This is a genomic window from Sphingomonas sp. UV9, from assembly GCF_004101245.1.
In the GTDB taxonomy this organism is placed as follows: Bacteria; Pseudomonadota; Alphaproteobacteria; order Sphingomonadales; family Sphingomonadaceae; genus Sphingomonas.
Genome location: NZ_SCIN01000003.1, coordinates 608624 through 625353 on the forward strand (window position 1 = coordinate 608624; position 16730 = coordinate 625353).

The 16730-nt window shown below is 65.9% G+C and carries 16 protein-coding genes; 10 read left to right on the forward strand and 6 right to left on the reverse strand.

The features are described 5' to 3' along the window. Positions 1 to 197: 197 nt before the first annotated feature. The 4 genes from EQZ23_RS15065 to EQZ23_RS15080 all read left to right on the forward strand — a co-directional run bounded on the left by EQZ23_RS15065 (position 198) and on the right by EQZ23_RS15080 (position 5609). Positions 198 to 1532: a dicarboxylate/amino acid:cation symporter gene (locus tag EQZ23_RS15065; protein WP_276318477.1), complete on the forward strand. Its 1335-nt coding sequence runs from the start codon at positions 198 to 200 to the stop codon at positions 1530 to 1532. Between the two features lie 54 nt (positions 1533 to 1586). After that, positions 1587 to 3140, forward strand: a complete 1554-nt coding sequence (locus EQZ23_RS15070) for an alginate export family protein (RefSeq protein ID WP_128455232.1) — start codon at positions 1587 to 1589, stop codon at positions 3138 to 3140. 185 nt (positions 3141 to 3325) lie between these two features. Next, positions 3326 to 4522, forward strand: a complete 1197-nt coding sequence (locus EQZ23_RS15075) for an acyl-CoA dehydrogenase family protein (protein WP_128455619.1) — start codon at positions 3326 to 3328, stop codon at positions 4520 to 4522. A gap of 4 nt (positions 4523 to 4526) precedes the next feature. Continuing rightward, complete coding sequence (locus tag EQZ23_RS15080; protein WP_128455233.1) at positions 4527 to 5609, forward strand: acyl-CoA dehydrogenase; 1083 nt, start codon at positions 4527 to 4529, stop codon at positions 5607 to 5609. An 84-nt stretch (positions 5610 to 5693) separates the two neighbouring features. Here the strand turns inward: EQZ23_RS15080 and EQZ23_RS15085 are convergent, their stop codons facing one another. Both EQZ23_RS15085 and EQZ23_RS15090 read right to left on the reverse strand, forming a co-directional pair. Continuing rightward, positions 5694 to 6011 (reverse strand): hypothetical protein, encoded by a 318-nt coding sequence (locus EQZ23_RS15085; protein WP_128455234.1) that lies wholly within the window; start codon positions 6009 to 6011, stop codon positions 5694 to 5696. Between the two features lie 54 nt (positions 6012 to 6065). Continuing rightward, entirely contained in the window at positions 6066 to 6971 is a 906-nt protein-coding gene (locus EQZ23_RS15090) for a LysR family transcriptional regulator (protein WP_128455235.1), read from the reverse strand. Positions 6972 to 7077: 106 nt separating this feature from the next. Here EQZ23_RS15090 and EQZ23_RS15095 point away from each other — a divergent pair, with 106 nt between their 5' ends. From EQZ23_RS15095 to mmsB, 6 genes are all read left to right on the forward strand, one after another. After that, positions 7078 to 8574: a CoA-acylating methylmalonate-semialdehyde dehydrogenase gene (locus EQZ23_RS15095; protein ID WP_128455236.1), complete on the forward strand. Its 1497-nt coding sequence runs from the start codon at positions 7078 to 7080 to the stop codon at positions 8572 to 8574. Further along, positions 8574 to 8984, forward strand: a complete 411-nt coding sequence (locus tag EQZ23_RS15100; protein WP_128455237.1) for a VOC family protein — start codon at positions 8574 to 8576, stop codon at positions 8982 to 8984. Before EQZ23_RS15095 ends, EQZ23_RS15100 begins: the two co-directional genes overlap by 1 nt. After that, positions 8981 to 10126: an acyl-CoA dehydrogenase family protein gene (locus EQZ23_RS15105; protein ID WP_128455238.1), complete on the forward strand. Its 1146-nt coding sequence runs from the start codon at positions 8981 to 8983 to the stop codon at positions 10124 to 10126. The genes EQZ23_RS15100 and EQZ23_RS15105 overlap by 4 nt, the downstream gene beginning before the upstream one ends. Before the next feature lie 109 nt (positions 10127 to 10235). Then, entirely contained in the window at positions 10236 to 11279 is a 1044-nt protein-coding gene (locus EQZ23_RS15110) for an enoyl-CoA hydratase/isomerase family protein (protein ID WP_128455239.1), read from the forward strand. Between the two features lie 95 nt (positions 11280 to 11374). Then, entirely contained in the window at positions 11375 to 12151 is a 777-nt protein-coding gene (locus EQZ23_RS15115; RefSeq protein ID WP_128455240.1) for an enoyl-CoA hydratase, read from the forward strand. 95 nt (positions 12152 to 12246) lie between these two features. Further along, positions 12247 to 13122, forward strand: coding sequence for a 3-hydroxyisobutyrate dehydrogenase (gene mmsB, locus EQZ23_RS15120; protein ID WP_128455241.1), 876 nt, complete (start codon positions 12247 to 12249; stop codon positions 13120 to 13122). A gap of 3 nt (positions 13123 to 13125) precedes the next feature. Here the strand turns inward: mmsB and EQZ23_RS15125 are convergent, their stop codons facing one another. The 4 genes from EQZ23_RS15125 to EQZ23_RS15140 form a co-directional block, all read right to left on the reverse strand. Further along, on the reverse strand, positions 13126 to 13521 hold the full coding sequence (locus EQZ23_RS15125) for an MAPEG family protein (protein WP_128455242.1): 396 nt from the start codon (positions 13519 to 13521) through the stop codon (positions 13126 to 13128). Between the two features lie 39 nt (positions 13522 to 13560). After that, positions 13561 to 13779, reverse strand: a complete 219-nt coding sequence (locus tag EQZ23_RS15130; RefSeq protein WP_128455243.1) for a hypothetical protein — start codon at positions 13777 to 13779, stop codon at positions 13561 to 13563. 85 nt (positions 13780 to 13864) lie between these two features. After that, the gene (locus EQZ23_RS15135; protein WP_128455244.1) at positions 13865 to 15238 is read right to left on the reverse strand and encodes an MATE family efflux transporter; all 1374 of its coding nucleotides are present in this window, start codon (positions 15236 to 15238) and stop codon (positions 13865 to 13867) included. Between the two features lie 358 nt (positions 15239 to 15596). Further along, a complete protein-coding gene (locus EQZ23_RS15140; protein ID WP_240663600.1) occupies positions 15597 to 16679 on the reverse strand; it encodes a PHB depolymerase family esterase in 1083 nt (360 codons plus the stop codon). Positions 16680 to 16730 lie beyond the last annotated feature (51 nt).

Consider the following 16730-nt stretch of genomic DNA (forward strand, 5'->3'; position numbering starts at 1 on the left):
ATTATCACACACATTGGTATGGCGCCATGCAGGAAAGTCGGCATTTTCCGCACATCTGAACTGTCGGTATGCCGATAAACGACGCAAAACCAACGTTTTATTACGGTATGGACGTACTCTTGTAGTCCCGGGTCCGGCCCGGCATTACCGTCGCACATAACGTCCCGCGGCAGTGGACGAGGCTTCAGGAGACGATGTTGACCCTACCATCCCAGACATATGCGGTCGCGGAAACGCCAAAGCGCAAGCGCTGGTCGAGCCAATTGTACCTTCAGGTGCTGGTGGCGATCGCGCTCGGCGCTGCGCTCGGGCATTTCTATCCGACCTATGGCGCGGCGCTGAAGCCGCTTGGCGATGCGTTCATCAAGCTGGTGAAGATGATCATCGCGCCGGTGATCTTCCTGACGCTGGTCACCGGTATCGCCGGGATGAAGGAAATCGGATCGGTCGGCCGCGTCGCGGGCAAGGCGTTCGCCTACTTCCTGTTCTTCTCGACGCTGGCGCTGATCGTCGGCCTGATCGTTGCGAACGTCGTCCAGCCGGGCGCGGGGATGAACGTCGACGTCTCGTCGCTCGATACCAAGGGGATCGCCGACTATACCGTCAAGGCGCACGAGACGACGATCACCGGGTTCCTGATGAGCATCATCCCGGACACGATGGTCAGCGCGTTCACCGACGGCAACATCCTGCAGATTCTGCTGATCGCGATCCTGTTCGGTATCTCGCTGAGCCTGGTCGGCGAGCCTGCCAAGCCGGTGCTGAACTTCCTCGAGCGCCTCAGCCTGATCGTCTTCAAGCTGGTCGGCATCCTGATGCGCGCGGCACCGCTCGGTGCGTTCGGTGCGATCGCCTTCACGATCGGCAAGTACGGGATCGGCAGCCTCGCCAATCTCGGCGCGCTGGTCGCGACCTTCTATCTCACCGCGGCGCTGTTCGTGGTGGTCGTGCTCGGCACGGTCGCGCGGCTTACCGGCTTCTCGATCTTCAAGCTGATCCGTTACCTCAAGGCCGAACTGCTGCTGGTGCTCGGCACGTCGTCGTCGGAAGCGGCGCTGCCGAACCTGATCCAGAAGATGGAGGCCGCGGGCTGCGAGAAGTCGGTCGTCGGGCTGGTCGTGCCGACCGGCTATTCGTTCAACCTCGACGGCACCAACATCTACATGACGCTGGCGGCTTTGTTCATCGCGCAGGCGACCAACACGCACCTGACGCTCGGTCAGGAACTGTTGCTGCTGGTCGTCGCGATGATCTCGTCCAAGGGGGCTGCGGGCGTGACCGGCGCGGGGTTCATCACGCTGGCCGCGACGCTGTCGATCGTGCCGACCGTGCCGATCGCGGGCATGGCGCTGATCCTCGGCGTCGATCGCTTCATGAGCGAGTGCCGCAGCCTCACCAACTTCATCGGCAACGCGGTCGCGACGATCGTGGTCGCGCGCTGGGAGGGCGGCCTTGACCGCGAGAAGCTCGACGCAGCGCTCTCGGGCAAGCTGCCCGAACTCGTCCCGGCGGCGATCCCCAACGCTGCCTGATCTGAGGCCGTCTGCGTTGTTGTGGGCGGCTTCTTCCGAACCAAGGTGTTCCAAATGACCCGACTTTTCGTGGGTGGTAGCGTTTGCGCGCTCGCCGTCGTGATCGCATGCCCCGCCTTCGCCCAGACCGGCAGCCCGTCGCAGGCCGGTTCGGCGCAGACCGACCCGACCGGGGCGAACGTACCCGTCAATGCCGACAAGGGCGGAAAGCCTGCAGGCACGCCGGCGTCCGCCAAGGATGCGACCTATCCGGCCGAGGCCGAGGGCTATGGCGCGACGACGGGGGGCTACAACATCTCGCGCTGGGCGGAGGATTGGAGCAAGTACAAGGATCCCGCCAAGCGCGACGATCCGCTCGATGCGCTCAAGTACATTTCGATCGACAGTGCCTCGAACAGCTATCTGACGTTGAGCGGCGAAATCCGTGCGCGCGTGAATTCCACCAGCAACCAGGGGCTGGTCGAGACGGATGCGCAGCGGCTCGACATCCTCCGCGTCGTCGGCGGCGCGGACTTGCATCTCGGCGATCATTTCCGCGTGTTCGGCGAGCTGGCCAACGGGACGGTCGGCGGCGTCAACACCGGCGCGGTCGCGGGCACGCAGCGCAACGACCTGTTCCTGCAACAGGCGTTTGCCGACGTGTACGGCAAGGTCGGCAATGTCGAGGTCGGGGTGCGCGGCGGTCGCCAGGAGTTCACCGACGGCATCAGCCTGCTGGTCTCCGCGCGCGACAATAATGCGCTGATGTTCGTGCTCGACGGCGTTCGCGGTTGGGTGAAGGGTTCGAAGCTGCGCGCCGACGTGTTCGATTTCAACTTCGTCAACTACGGGACCGAAGGGCTGTCGGACGACAAGACCGACAAGGATACCCGGTTCAGCGGCATCAGCGTTGGCGTCGTCCTGCCCAAGACCCTGTTCGGCGGATCGAAGCTGTTTTTCGACCCGTTGTTGTGGCGGTTGCGAAGCCGCGACCAGATCTGGGGGCAGGTGCGCGGCGTCGAGGAGCGGATCTATTATGGCGGGCGCCTGTGGGGCACCGCGGGACCGCTGACGGTCGATTACACCGTCACGCGCGAGGAGGGGAATTTCAACGGTCGCCCGATCAAGGCGTGGCAGGTGTTCGCCGCGCAGACCTATCGCCTGGGCAAGGACGCGGCCGCGCCGCGGGTCGGGCTGCGTGGCGATTACGGCAGCGGCGGCGACGCGTTCGACCAGACCAAGCCGCTGCGGACGTCGTTCTCGCCGTTCGGCAACAACATCTATTACACCTACGGCGTGTTCGTCGGGCCGATCAACTTCCTCGCGGCGGCGCCGAACGTGTCGTTCCAGCCGATCAAGAAGGTGCGGTTGACCGCCGAATACGAGTTCATGTGGCGGTCGACGTTGCGCGATGCGGTCTATCGCTCGAACGGGACGCCGTATGTCGGCACGCAGAATGTAGGCGGGCGCGAGATCGGCCAGGCGGCGCGGTTGCAGGCGGTGTGGTCGATTTCGCCACGGCTGTCGTTCACCGGGCGGCTCGAGCATTTCAAGGCGGGCGATGCGCTGACCAACGCCGGGTATAAGAGCTCGAACTTCGGCGCGGGGTGGTTAAGCTTCCGGTTCTGATCAAGTCGAACTGCCTGCCCCTCCCGTCATCCTGACTTTCGTCAGGATGACGGGAGGGGCCGCGATACCGTTCGGATTAACTTGCGTCGCATCACAGAACAAATTCCATCGCATCGACCATACCGGTCCTTCAATTTCGTCCTCGGCTGTGGCACAGAGGCTCCATCATCAGGAGTCACATGGTCATGGATCTCAGCTTCACGCCCGAGGAAGAATCATTCCGCGACGAGGTTCGCGCGTTCTTCCGCGACAAACTGCCCGCACGGCTTTCCACGCTGGTCCGTGAGGGCAAGCGGCTGCGCAAGTCGGACATGGAGGAATGGCACGGCATTCTGAACGATCGTGGCTGGCTGGCGAACCATTGGCCCGAGGAATGGGGCGGTCCGGGCTGGAGCGTGATCCAGCGCTTCATTTTCGATAATGAATCCGCACTCGCGCACGCGCCGCGCGTCGTGCCGTTCGGGGTCAACATGCTCGGGGCGGTGCTGATCAAATACGGCTCCGAGGAGCAGAAGAAGCAGTGGCTGCCGCGGATCCTCGATGGCTCCGACTGGTGGTGCCAGGGATATTCCGAGCCGGGTGCGGGGTCCGATCTCGCCGGGCTCAAGACGACCGCGGTGCGGAAGGGCGACGTCTATGTCGTCAACGGCCAGAAGACCTGGACGACGCTCGGCCAGCATGCCGACATGATCTTCTGCCTCGTCCGCACCGATGCGACGGCGAAGAAGCAGGAGGGCATCTCGTTCCTCCTGATCGACATGAAGTCGCCCGGCATCGAAGTGCGGCCGATCACGCTGATCGACGGCGAGCAGGAAGTGAACGAGGTGTTCTTCACCGATGTCGAGGTGCCGGTCGCCAACCTCGTCGGGGAGGAAAATCTTGGCTGGACCTATGCCAAGTATCTGCTGACCTATGAGCGCACCAACATCGCCGGGGTCGGCTTCTCGATCGCGTCGTTCGAGCGACTGAAGGAGGTCGCGCAGACGCAGAAGAAGGGCGGGCGTGCGCTGGCCGACGACCCGTTGTTCGCGGCACGGATGGCGCGGGTCGAGATCGATCTCGCCAACATGCAGACGACCAATTTGCGTGTGCTGGCGGCGGTCGCGGGCGGCGGTGCGCCGGGGGCGGAAAGCTCGATGCTCAAGATCAAGGGGACCGAGATCCGCCAGGAGATCACCTCGCTGACTCGCCGCGCGTATGGCTCGTATGCGGCGCCGTATATTCCCGAGGCGCTGGAGGCCGGGTGGAACGGCGAGGATGTCGGGCCCGAGGATGCGGCGATGGCGGCGCCGAGCTATTTCAACAACCGGAAACTGTCGATCTTCGGCGGGTCGAACGAGATCCAGAAGAACATCATCTCCAAAGCCATATTGGGTCTCTGAGCACATGAATTTCGAGCACAGCGACGACCGGCGCATGCTGGCCGACACGCTCGTCCGCGCGCTGCGCGACGGCTATCCGATCGATACGCGCAACGCCGGGGCGTATAGCGAGGCGGGGTATGATCCGGCGGTGTGGACGCAGTTGAACGAGCTCGGGATCGTCTCGGCACTGTTCGACGAGGCGGCGGGCGGCTTTGGCGGCAGCGGGTTCGACATCATGGTGGTGTTCGAGGCGCTCGGCCGCGCGCTGGTGGTCGAGCCGTTCCTTGGCGCGCTGATGGCTGGGCGCGCACTGGCGGCTGCTGGCGGGCAGGACGAGATGCTGGCCGGGATCGTGTCCGGCGAGACGATTGCGGCGTTCGCGATGGACGACGGCGCGACGCCGGTGACCGCGACGAAGAGCGGCGACGGCTGGACGCTGAGCGGCACCAAGGCTGTCGTGCAGCAGGCAGGCGCCGCGTCGGTGTTCGTCGTGGTGGTCGAGCAGGACGGCGATCCGCTTGTGCTGCTGGTGCCCGCGGACACGGCCGGCGTGTCGGTGCGCAGCTACAACATCGTCGAGGGCGGTGCGGCGGGCGACGTGACGTTCGACGGCGTGACGCTGGGCGCCAGCGCGCGGCTTGGTGGCGATGGGCAGGGGCAGGCGATCGTCGATGCAGCCGTCGGTGCTGGGTTGCTCGCGCTGTCGGCGGAGGCGCTCGGAGCAATGGAGTTCGTGAAGGAAGCTACGCTCGGCTATCTGCGCGACCGGAAGCAGTTTGGCGTGCCGATCGGCAAGTTCCAAGCGCTCCAGCACCGGATGGCAACGGTGCTGCTCGAGATCGAGCAGGCGCAGTCGGCGGTGATCAACGCGGCGTCGGCGTTCGACGGCGACGACGCGAAGGCGCGCGACCGGGCGCTGGCGGCGGCGAAATACACGATCGGGCGGACCGGCGCGCTGGTGGCCGAGGAGGCGATCCAGCTGCACGGCGGGATCGGCATGACGTGGGAATATGCGGTGTCGCATTATGCCAAGCGGCTGGTGATGATCGACCACCAGCTGGGCGACGAGGATTATCACCTGCAACGGTATATCGCGCTGGGGTGAGCGCCCGTCATCTGCGTTCCGTTATCGCCGCTCCGTCACCCTCGCCCGCTCCGTCAGGATAACGGTGGGGGATGGGCGCGCGACCTACCGCGCGCGCTTGCCGATCATTGGGCGCAGGCGGACGCCGAGACAGATCACGGTCGGCCACAAAAGCGTGTTGAGAATATCGAGCAGGGTATCTTCGACACGCCACGACCCGAAACTTAGTCGATCCATGATCTCGTTGAACGCCTCGCCGGCGACGACGACCCACCATGGAATGAACGTACCGAACGATCGACGCGTCACCAGTCTCGCGATCATCAACAATGCCATGCCCGCGTGGATATGCAGGATGGCGTCGGGCAATCCCGTGCCGTCACCGATCCAGATAATCGCATCATGGTATAATTGGGGGATCACGCTTCACTCCGAGCGAAAACGGCAGTGCCGCGGCAGTGCGAGCCTATACGAGCCTCAGCCGGATGCGACAATCGTGCCCAGCATCAGCGGCTTCAGGGCGCCGATCGTCGCATCGAGCCAGGCGATGAACCGGTCGATCCGCGCGATCCGGCGGACGTCGCGGTGGACGACGAGCCAGAAGGAGCGCTGGATGTCGACCGATCCGGGCAGCACGCGGACCAGCCCCGGCATCTGGTCGCCGATGAAGCAGGGCAGGATCCCGCACCCGGCACCTGCGGCGATCAATTCGGCCTGCGCGACGATGCTCGAGCTGCGGATCGAGGCGTCGAGCCGGGCGTCGATCTCCGCCAGATAGCGCAGTTCGGGCGCGTAGATCATGTCGGGGACATAGCCGATCAGCCGGTGGCGCGTGAGGTCCGCGGTGGTAGCGATCGGCGGCGTCCGCGCGAGGTGATCGGCGTGCGCGTAGAGGCCGAGGTGATAGTCGGTGAGCTTGCGCGCGACGAGCGGGCCGCTCTTTGGGCGGGCGAGCATCACCGCGATATCCGCCTCGCGTCGCGACGGGTTGAGGAAGCCGGTCGACGCGATCAGGTCGATCGCGATCCGCGGGTGCTGGTTGGTAAACGATGCGAGCCGCGGCGCGAGGATGCGGCTGCCGAAGCCTTCGGAGACGCTCAACCGGATCGGGCCGGCGAGCACGCCCGCATCGGTGCCGACGACTTCCTGGATGCCGAGCGCGGCGGCCTCCATCTTTTCGGCATGATCGAGCAATGCGGTGCCGCGTTCGGTCAGCGCGTAGCCGGCGACGGTCTGTTCGAAGAGCGTCGTCTGGAGTCGGCTTTCCAAGCGTTGCAGGCGCCGCGAGACCGTCGTTGCGTCCTGTCCGAGCAGTTTTGCGGCAGGTCCCAGCCGATGCGTGCGCGCCAAAGCGAGGAAATACCGGACGTCGTCCCAATCCATGAACGCCTCACCTTGTGCTGCATATTTGCAGAGCGAATCTGCAAACAGCCCCACTTGGCTGCGAAACGCTTATGGCCGACGATGCCGGTAACTAGAAGAGGATGCCATGCGGACCATCGAGAATTTCGTGAGCGGTGCAGCGAGCACCGCCGAGCGCTTCGGCGACGTGTTCGACCCGAATTCGGGCGAAGTGCAGGCGCGGGTGCGGCTGTCGGGCGCCGTCGATCTGGACCGTGCGGTCGCAGCCGCGCAAAAGGCGCAGCCGGCCTGGGCCGCGACCAACCCGCAGCGCCGCGCCCGCGTGATGTTCGAGTTCAAGCGTCTCGTCGAGGCGAACATGGACGAGCTGGCGCGGATGCTCTCGTCCGAGCACGGCAAGGTGATCGCGGATTCGAAGGGCGATATCCAGCGCGGGCTCGAGGTGATCGAGTTCTGTTGCGGCATCCCGCACATCCTCAAGGGTGAATACACGCAGGGCGCGGGGCCGGGGATCGACGTCTATTCGATGCGCCAGCCGCTCGGCATCGGCGCGGGCATCACGCCGTTCAACTTCCCGGCGATGATTCCGCTGTGGATGAGCGGCGTCGCGATCGCGACGGGCAACGCGTTCATCCTGAAGCCGAGCGAGCGCGATCCGTCGGTGCCGGTGCGGCTGGGCGAGCTGTTCGTCGAGGCAGGGCTGCCCGAGGGGATCTTCCAGGTCGTGCACGGCGACAAGGAGATGGTCGACGCGATCCTCGATCATCCGGCGATCTCGGCGGTCAGCTTCGTCGGGTCGTCCGACATCGCGCATTACGTGTACCGTCGCGGCGTCGAGGCGGGCAAGCGCGTCCAGGCGATGGGTGGGGCCAAGAACCACGGTATCGTCATGCCCGACGCGGACCTCGATCAGGTCGTCGCCGATCTGTCGGGCGCGGCATTCGGATCGGCGGGCGAGCGGTGCATGGCGTTGCCGGTGGTGGTGCCGGTCGGTGAGAAGACGGCGATTGCACTGCGCGAGAAGCTCATTCCGGCGATCGCGGCTCTGCGCGTGGGTGTGTCTACCGACAATGACGCGCATTATGGCCCGGTCGTGAATGCGGCGCACCGCAGCCGAATTGAAAACTGGATCCAGACCGGGGTGGACGAGGGCGCGGAGCTGGTCGTCGATGGGCGCGGGTTTGCGCTTCAGGGGCATGAGAAGGGGTTCTTCATCGGGCCGTCGCTGTTCGATCACGTCACGACCGACATGTCGGCGTACAAGGAGGAGATCTTCGGGCCAGTGCTCCAGATCGTCCGCGCTGCGGATTTCGAGGAGGCGGTGCGGCTGCCGAGCGAGCATCAATACGGCAACGGCGTCGCGATCTTCACGCGCAACGGCCACGCGGCGCGCGAGTTCGCGGCGCGGGTGAATGTCGGGATGGTCGGCATCAACGTGCCGATCCCGGTGCCGGTGGCGTATCACACGTTCGGTGGCTGGAAGCGCTCGGCGTTCGGCGACACCAACCAGCACGGCATGGAAGGCGTGAAGTTCTGGACCAAGGTCAAGACGATCACGCAGCGCTGGCCAGATGGCGGGGTGGGTGATGCGGCGAATGCCTTCGTCATTCCGACGATGGGGTGATGCGGCTCGCATCGGTCGCCTTGGTCGTTCGCGAGTATGATGAGGCCATCGCGTATTTTGTCGATGTGCTCGGCTTCTCGCTGGTTGAGGATACCGATCTCGGCTGCGGCAAGCGGTGGGTGCGTGTCGCTGCCCCCGGCGGCGGTTCCGCCATGCTGCTGGCCAAAGCGATCGGCGACGAACAGTCGTCCGCGATCGGCCGGGCGGGCGGCGGACGGGTATGCTATTTTTTGCATACCGACGATTTCAGAGCCACTTACGCGACGCTCAACGACCGCGGCGTGGACTTTCTCGAAGAACCGCGCGACGAGCCTTATGGATGGGTCGTCGTATTCGCCGACCTGTACGGCAACAGATGGGATCTGGTCGGATCGACGCCAGACGCCGGTATTGATGGAGTTTCCTCGTGACCAACCAGTTCGACCTCACCGACGACCAGCGCGAGATCCAGGAGTTGGCGCGGCGGTTTACCGCCGATCGGATCACGCCGCACGCGGCCGAGTGGGATGAGAAACACATCTTCCCGCGCGATACGATCAAGGCGGCGGCGGAGGTCGGGTTCGCGGCGATCTATGTCAGCGAGGAAAGCGGCGGGATCGCGCTCGGGCGGTTGGAAGCCGCGCTGATCATGGAGGCGATGTCGTACGGATGCCCTTCGACGTCGGCGTTCATCAGCATCCATAACATGGCGGCGTGGATGATCGACCGGTTCGGGTCGGCCGCGGTGAAGGACAAGTATCTGCCCGATCTGGTGACGATGGACCGGCTGGCGAGCTATTGCCTGACCGAGCCGGGCTCCGGGTCCGACGCGGCGGCGCTGAAGACGCGCGCGGTGCGCGATGGCGACGACTGGATCGTGACGGGCTCGAAGCAGTTCATCTCGGGGGCGGGTGAGAACGAGGTGTACGTGACGATGGTCCGCACCGGTGAGGATGGGCCCAAGGGTATTTCCTGCCTCGTGATCGAGAAGGACATGGCGGGCGTGTCGTTCGGCGCAAACGAGAAGAAGCTCGGCTGGCATTCGCAACCGACGCGGCAGGTGATCTTCGACGGCGTTCGCGTGCCGGCGGCGAACATAGTCGGTGGCGAGGGCGAGGGCTTCCGGATCGCGATGATGGGGCTCGATGGTGGGCGGCTGAACATCGGTGCGTGCTCGCTCGGCGGTGCGCAGCGGTGTCTGGACGAGGCGATCGCCTACACCAAGGACCGGAAACAATTCGGGAAAGCGATCGCGGATTTCCAGAACACGCAGTTCATGCTGGCGGACATGGCGACCGAGTTGGAGGCGGCGCGCGCGCTGCTCTACATCGCGGCGGCCAAGGTGACGGCGAACGCGCCCGACAAGACCAAGTTCGCGGCGATGGCGAAGCGGTTGGCGACGGATACGGGATCGTCGGTGGTCGACCGCGCGTTGCAGCTGCATGGCGGGTACGGGTATCTGCAGGATTACCCGATCGAGCGCTTCTGGCGCGATCTGCGCGTGCATTCGATCCTCGAGGGGACGAACCAGGTGATGCGGATGATCGTCGGGCGCGAACTGACGAGGCAGTGAGCCCGCGCAGCTATGTTTTTCTCCTCCGCGCCTCCGCGTCTGCGCGTGAAAAAGGTTTTGTTCACGCGGAGACGCGGAGGCGCGGAGATGTCGCTTTGGAGGCGAACGCGTGACCAATGATCTGATCGTTGAGACAAGAGGGCCTGTCGGCCGTATTCGGTTGAACCGGCCCAAGGCGTTGCATGCGCTGAACCTTGCGATGTGCGAGGGCGTGCTTGAGGCGCTGGAGGGCTGGCGGGGCGATCTGGCGGTCGAGGCGATCGTGATCGATCATGCCGAGGGGCGGGGGTTCTGCGCGGGGGGCGATATCCGGATGCTGGCCGCTTCGGGTGCCACCGACGGCGTCGAGGCGCGGGCGTTTTTTCATGCCGAGTACCGGATGAACCACCGGCTGTTCACCTATGCGAAGTCGATCGTCGCGGTCATGGACGGGATCACGATGGGCGGCGGCGTGGGCCTGGCTCTGCCCTGCACGTACCGGGTTGCGACCGAGAATACGAAGTTCGCGATGCCGGAGACGGGGATCGGGCTGTTCCCCGATGTCGGCGGCGGCTGGTATCTGTCGCGGCTGCCGGGGCGGATCGGGCAGTTTCTGGCGCTGACCGGGCATCGGTTGGACGGCGCGGAGTGCCTCGCGCTGGGGCTCGCCACGCATTATCTGCCGGGCGAGGCGATCGAGACCGCCAAGGCGCGGATCGGCGAGACGCCGCAGGATATTGCTGGCGTGCTCGATGCGCTGTCGGTGGCGGCGCCCGAGGCGCGTATGCTTGCGCAGCAGGATGACATCGACCGGCTGTTCGCGTCGGATGAGCTGGAGGACATCTTTGCCGCGCTCGAGGCGGATGGCGGCGAATGGGCAGCGCAGACGCTCGCGACGCTCAAGACCAAGTCGCCACAGTCCATGAAAGTTTCGCTCCGCCTCCTCCATGAGGGCGCGGGGATGGCGAGTTTCGCGGACGAGATGAAACAGGAATATGCGGTCGGCGCGCATGTCGTGCAGCGGCATGATTTCATCGAGGGCGTGCGCGCGGTGATCGTCGACAAGGACAATGCGCCGCGCTGGGATCCGGCGACGCCCGAGGACGTGACCGATCACGTGATCGACCAGATCTTCGCGCCGTTGCCGGTGAACGAGGCTTGGACGCCGGGCTAAGTAGAAAGAACACGCGTCACCCCAGCGAAAGCTGGGGTCTCATCATTATCGAGAGACCCCAGCTTTCGCTGGGGTGACGGGATAGGAGAGATTGAATGGCCGAATACGAAACGATCCTGGTCGAGCAGCGCGGCCGCGTCACGCTCGTCACGCTGAACCGGCCGCAGGCGCTGAACGCGCTCAATTCGCAGATTTTGGCGGACCTGATCGCCGCGTTCGCCGCGTTCGATGCGGATCCGTCGCAGGGCTGCGCGGTGCTGACCGGGTCGGCCAAGGCTTTTGCGGCGGGGGCGGACATCAAGGAGATGCAGAGCCAGGGCTTTGCGGACATGTACGCAAGCAACTTCTTCGCCGGCTGGGAGAATTTCACGCGGACGCGCAAACCCGTGATCGCGGCGGTGTCGGGCTTCGCGCTGGGCGGCGGGTGCGAGCTGGCGATGATGTGCGACTTCATCCTCGCGGCCGATACCGCCAAGTTCGGCCAGCCCGAGATCAAGCTGGCGGTGTCGCCGGGGATGGGCGGATCTCAGCGGCTGACGCGTGCGGTCGCCAAGGCCAAGGCGATGGAGATGTGCCTGACCGGGCGGATGATGGGCGCGGAAGAAGCCGAACGCGCCGGTCTCGTGTCGCGGATCGTGCCCGCGGACGACCTGATCGAGGAGGCGGTGAAGACCGCCGCGACGATCGCCGCGATGGCGCCGCTGGCGGTGCTGGCGAACAAGGAGATGGTCAACGCAGCGTTCGAGACGGGCCTCGCGCAGGGCGTCCAGTTCGAGCGGCGGCTGTTCCACGGGCTGTTCGGGACCGCGGACCAGAGCGAAGGCATGGCCGCGTTTGTGGAGAAGCGCGCCGGGAGCTGGACGGGGAAGTAGTACGCCGCCCGTCATCCTGACTTTCGTCAGGATGACGACGCTGGTTACGGATCGCGAGCGACACAGTCGCGGCGGCAAAGATTAGGAGAGAGAAGATGGCACGGATCGCATTTATCGGGCTCGGCAATATGGGCGGCGGGATGGCGGCCAACCTCGCCAAGAAAGGCCACGACGTCCGCGCGTTCGATCTGAGCGCCGATGCCCTCGACAAGGCCAAAACCGCCGGCTGCCTCCTCGTCGCGTCCGCTGCCGAAGCAGCGGACGGCGCCGAGGCGATCGTGACGATGCTCCCGGCCGGCAAGCATGTCGCCGAGGTTTACGACGCGCTGTTCGGCGTCGCCCCACCGTCGGCGATCCTGATCGACTGTTCGACGATCGACGTCGCCACCGCCAAGCATGTCGCCGAGGCCGCGCAGGCCAAGGGTCTCGTCGCGGTCGACGCGCCCGTATCCGGCGGGATTGGCGCGGCCAATGCGGGCACGCTGACCTTCATGGTCGGCGGGTCGGCCGAGGCGTTCGACCGGGCGCGCGTCATCCTCGCCGACATGGGCAAGGCGGTCATCCACGCCGGCGCGAACGGCGCGGGGCAGGCGGCGAAGATCTGCAACAACATGATCCTCGGCGCGACGATGATGGCGACGTGCGAGGCCTTCGTGCTGGCGGAGAAGCTCGGGCTCGACGCGCAGGCATTCTACGACATTGCCAGCGTGTCGTCGGGGCAGAGCTGGTCGATGACGAGCTACGCGCCGCTGCCGGGGATCGGTCCCGATACGCCAGCCGACCATGACTACCAGGGCGGTTTCGCGGCGGCGTTGATGCTCAAGGACCTGCGGCTCGCGATGGCAGCTGCGAAGGATACCGGCGCGGACACCCCGATGGGGGCGAAGGCCGCAGAGCGCTACGAGGCTTTCGCCGCGGCCGGGCAGGGTAGCCTCGATTTCTCGGCGATCATCAAGACGTTGCGAGGCTAAGCCTCAAAGAAAGCGGATCAGCATCAGCAGCAGGCCGAGGATCGAGACCATCCAGCACAGGCTGCGGACGTACTTGATGCCGAACAGGTAGAGCGGGATGTAGGCGATCCGCGCGCCGAACCAGAGCCAGGCCCCGATCGCACCGAGCCCGCCGGTGCGATCGGTGACCGCCAGCCCGAGCGCTAGCGCGACGAAGACCGGGTAGGTTTCCTGGAAATTCTTGAGCGCGCGTTCGGCGCGGCCGGCCATCTCGCCGAGCGGCTTCTGCTCGCCGTCGCGCGAGCCGGCATTCCAGTCGAGCCCGCGGTCGCGCGTCGCCGTCTGCCCCTGGATCATCACATACGCGAACAGCAGGACCGTCGACCAGCCTAGCAGCAGCAATTCGGTGGGCAGCGTCATGATCGATCTCCGCAGGGGCTCAGCGGATCTCGAACGCCGCTATGCCCGCGAGGTTGCGCCGTGTGGGACCGGATTGGCAAGCTGGCGCGCGTCGCGGTCCCGGTGGAACGCGCGGTCGGCGTCGTCGATCGCGCAAAGCAGGCTGCCGAAGCAGGGCATCTCGTCGATCGGATAGACACGCGACAGGTCGTGGCCGAGCGCGAAAATGTCGCGCTGCGTGAGCAACCCGATCGCGACGATGCGATCTTGATCAGGCATATGTCAGGCTCCCGTGGTGTAACACACGTTAACACGTCCAAGCTGCTATGTATCAGTAATATCGGATAAAGAGGCCAAGCGAGCCTTAGCCGAGCCCAAGTCGCTCGCGCGCCTGCCAGCGGGCGATCATCAGCACCGAGACCACCGCCAGTCCGGTCGCCAATCCGGTCCAGATGCCGACCCCGCCCCAGCCGCGGCCGAAGGCGAGCCATGCGCCGACGCCGATGCCGATTCCCCAATAGCCGATCGCCGCGAAGATCATCGGCACCTTGGTATCGCCCAGCCCGCGCAACATCCCCGCGCCGATCACCTGCGCGCCGTCGACCACCTGGAACACGGCGGCCACCGCGAGCAGCGAGATCGCCAGCGCGACGACCGGTGCGTTGGCGGGCGCATCGACGTCGAGGATGATGCCGATCAGCAGTTGCGGGGCGAGCACGAGCAAAGCCGCGGTCAGCACCATGAAGCCTTCGCCGATCGCGAACGCCGCCCAGCCCGCGCGGCCGATCCCCGCCCGGTCGCCACGTCCGGAGGCGAGACCGACGCGGACGGTGGCGGCTTGGGCGATGCCGAGCGGGACCATGAAGGTGACGCCGGCGATCTGGATCGCGATCGCGTGCGCGGCGAGCGGCACGGTGCCGAGCAATCCCATCAGGAACACCGCGGCGATGAACACGGTGGACTCGAACCCCAATGTGATCGCGATCGGCAGCCCGAGCGTCCATACCGCGCGGTATCGTGGCCAGTCGCTGCGCCAGAAGCGGCCGAGCAGGCGATAGCGGCGGAACGGTTTGGCGTAGAGGATGACGGCGGCCATCGCGACGAAGCTCAAGCCGTTGGCGATGCTGCTCGCCATTCCCGAGCCGAGCAGGCCGAGTGCGGGCAATCCTGCGTGGCCGAAGATCAGCAACCAGTTGAGCCCGGCGTTGACGATCAGCAATCCGGTCATCACCACCAGCGACCAGCCGGGCCGCTCGAGCGCGGCGACGAACGCGCGCAGCACGAGGAAGGCAAGGCTCGGCAGCATGCCCCACATGACGGCGCGCACGAACCGCGCCGCGTCGTGCGCGAGCAGCGGGTCCTGGTCGAGCAGGTGGACGAGGATCGCCTCGGCATTCCAGAGGATCACCCAGGACGGAATGCAGAGCGTGGCGGCGACCCAGATCGTCTGGCGCACGGTCCGCCGGATATCGCGCACCGCATGCGGCCGCGCGCCGCGTTCGCGCGCGATCATCGGCACCGCGGCGGTCGTGAGACCCATGCCGAAAACGAGGAACACGAGGTAGAGGTTCAGCCCCAGCGTCGCTGCCGCCAGCGTGTCGGGACCCAGCCGCCCGAGCATCGCCACATCGGTCGCGCCGACCAACGCCTGGGCGAGATTCGTCGCGACCAGCGGCCAGGCAAGTTTCAGCGTGGCGGCAAATTCGGTGCGCCAGGGGCGGGGCGGAGTCGACGTCATCCGCTGGCTTTACCTGCGTTTCAGGCCAAGTCGATGACCGTGGCCGATCGCTTCGAGGGGCAGCCATTGTCGGAGAAGCTTACCGATCCTCCCCCGCAAGGGGGAGATGGCGCCGTAGGCGACGGAGGGGGAGGACCCGCAACACGGATTGTCCCTTACCGCCCCCTCCGTCTGGCAAGCGCCAGCCACCTCCCCCTGGCGGGGGAGGATAGAAGTGGGGCGATCAGGTGTGTGAGGAGCGGGAGAGCAACGCTGCCCCCAAAACCCCGTCATCCCAGCGAAAGCTGGGATATCATCGTCGTGGCAACCGTCATCCGCCCCGCGAGCGACAGCCATCGACCACTCCGGCGCAGGCAGACTACCGCATCAACCCAGCAGCCCGCAGCGCAGTCTCGATCGTCGCTTGGATACCCGTCGCCGGAGCCGGAGCCGTCTTCGCGGCAGCTTTGCCGCGAACCGGGATGGCCCGCTTGGCAACCCGCTCCGGCGCCGCCTTCGCAACCGCAGCAGCCTCGTCCGCCGAGACCAAGCCCCAAGATTCAGCGATCATCGCCGTGCTCGAAATGCCGACATCGAGCATGAACGGCCCCGGCTTGCCCAGGCGGTCCCCCGAGGGATCGATCGGCGTGCCATGGCCCATGCCGGGCACGATCCATTCCTCGACCACGTCGCGACCGGCGACATCGGACCACACGCGCCGCATGCCGGCGGCGCTGTGCTCCTCGCGGACCGCCTCCGCGTCGACGCCGTGCAGCGCGCGCCATTGCCGCCCGATCGTGTCCGCGTTCGACACGTTGACCGTCGCATCCGCCGCGCCGTGCCAGATCGACAATTTCGGCCACGCCCCGTCATGCCCGCGCGCGCCGCTGCGGACCGCGTCGGCCAGCGCGGTGTCGCTGGTGTCGCCGTGCCCGCGCATCCGGTCGAATGCTTGCGACACGCCAGTCGCGGTCCCGTAGGCGAGTCCCCCAATCACCGCGCCGCCCGCGAACAGGTCCGGACGGGTCGCCAGCATCGCCATCGTCATCGCGCCGCCCGCCGACAGCCCGGTGACGTACACGCGGCTGCGGTCGAGCCCGTGGCGCGCGATCATCGTCTCGGTCATCTGCGCGATCGATTCGGCCTCGCCGCCGGCCTGCGCGGTGTCTTCGGAGGCGAACCAGTTGAAGCAGAGATTGGTATTGTTCGCGCGCGTCTGTTCGGGAAACAGCACCGCAAAGCCCGCGCGATCGGCCAGTTGCGACCAGCCCGAGCCGTGGTCATAGCCTGCCGCCGTCTGCGTGCAGCCGTGCAGCACCACCACCAACGGTGCGACCGATGGGAGGTCCCTAGGCACGTAGCTATGGCCCAGCAACGCGCCGGGATTGGTCCCGAACTCGGTCAGCCTGGTCAGTCGGCTTGGCCCGGCATGAAACTGCGCAGGGGCTCCCGCGCGCGCCATGCGGGCAATGGTATCGGCGATGTTTCTCAAAACGCGAGCCTTTCATCGCTA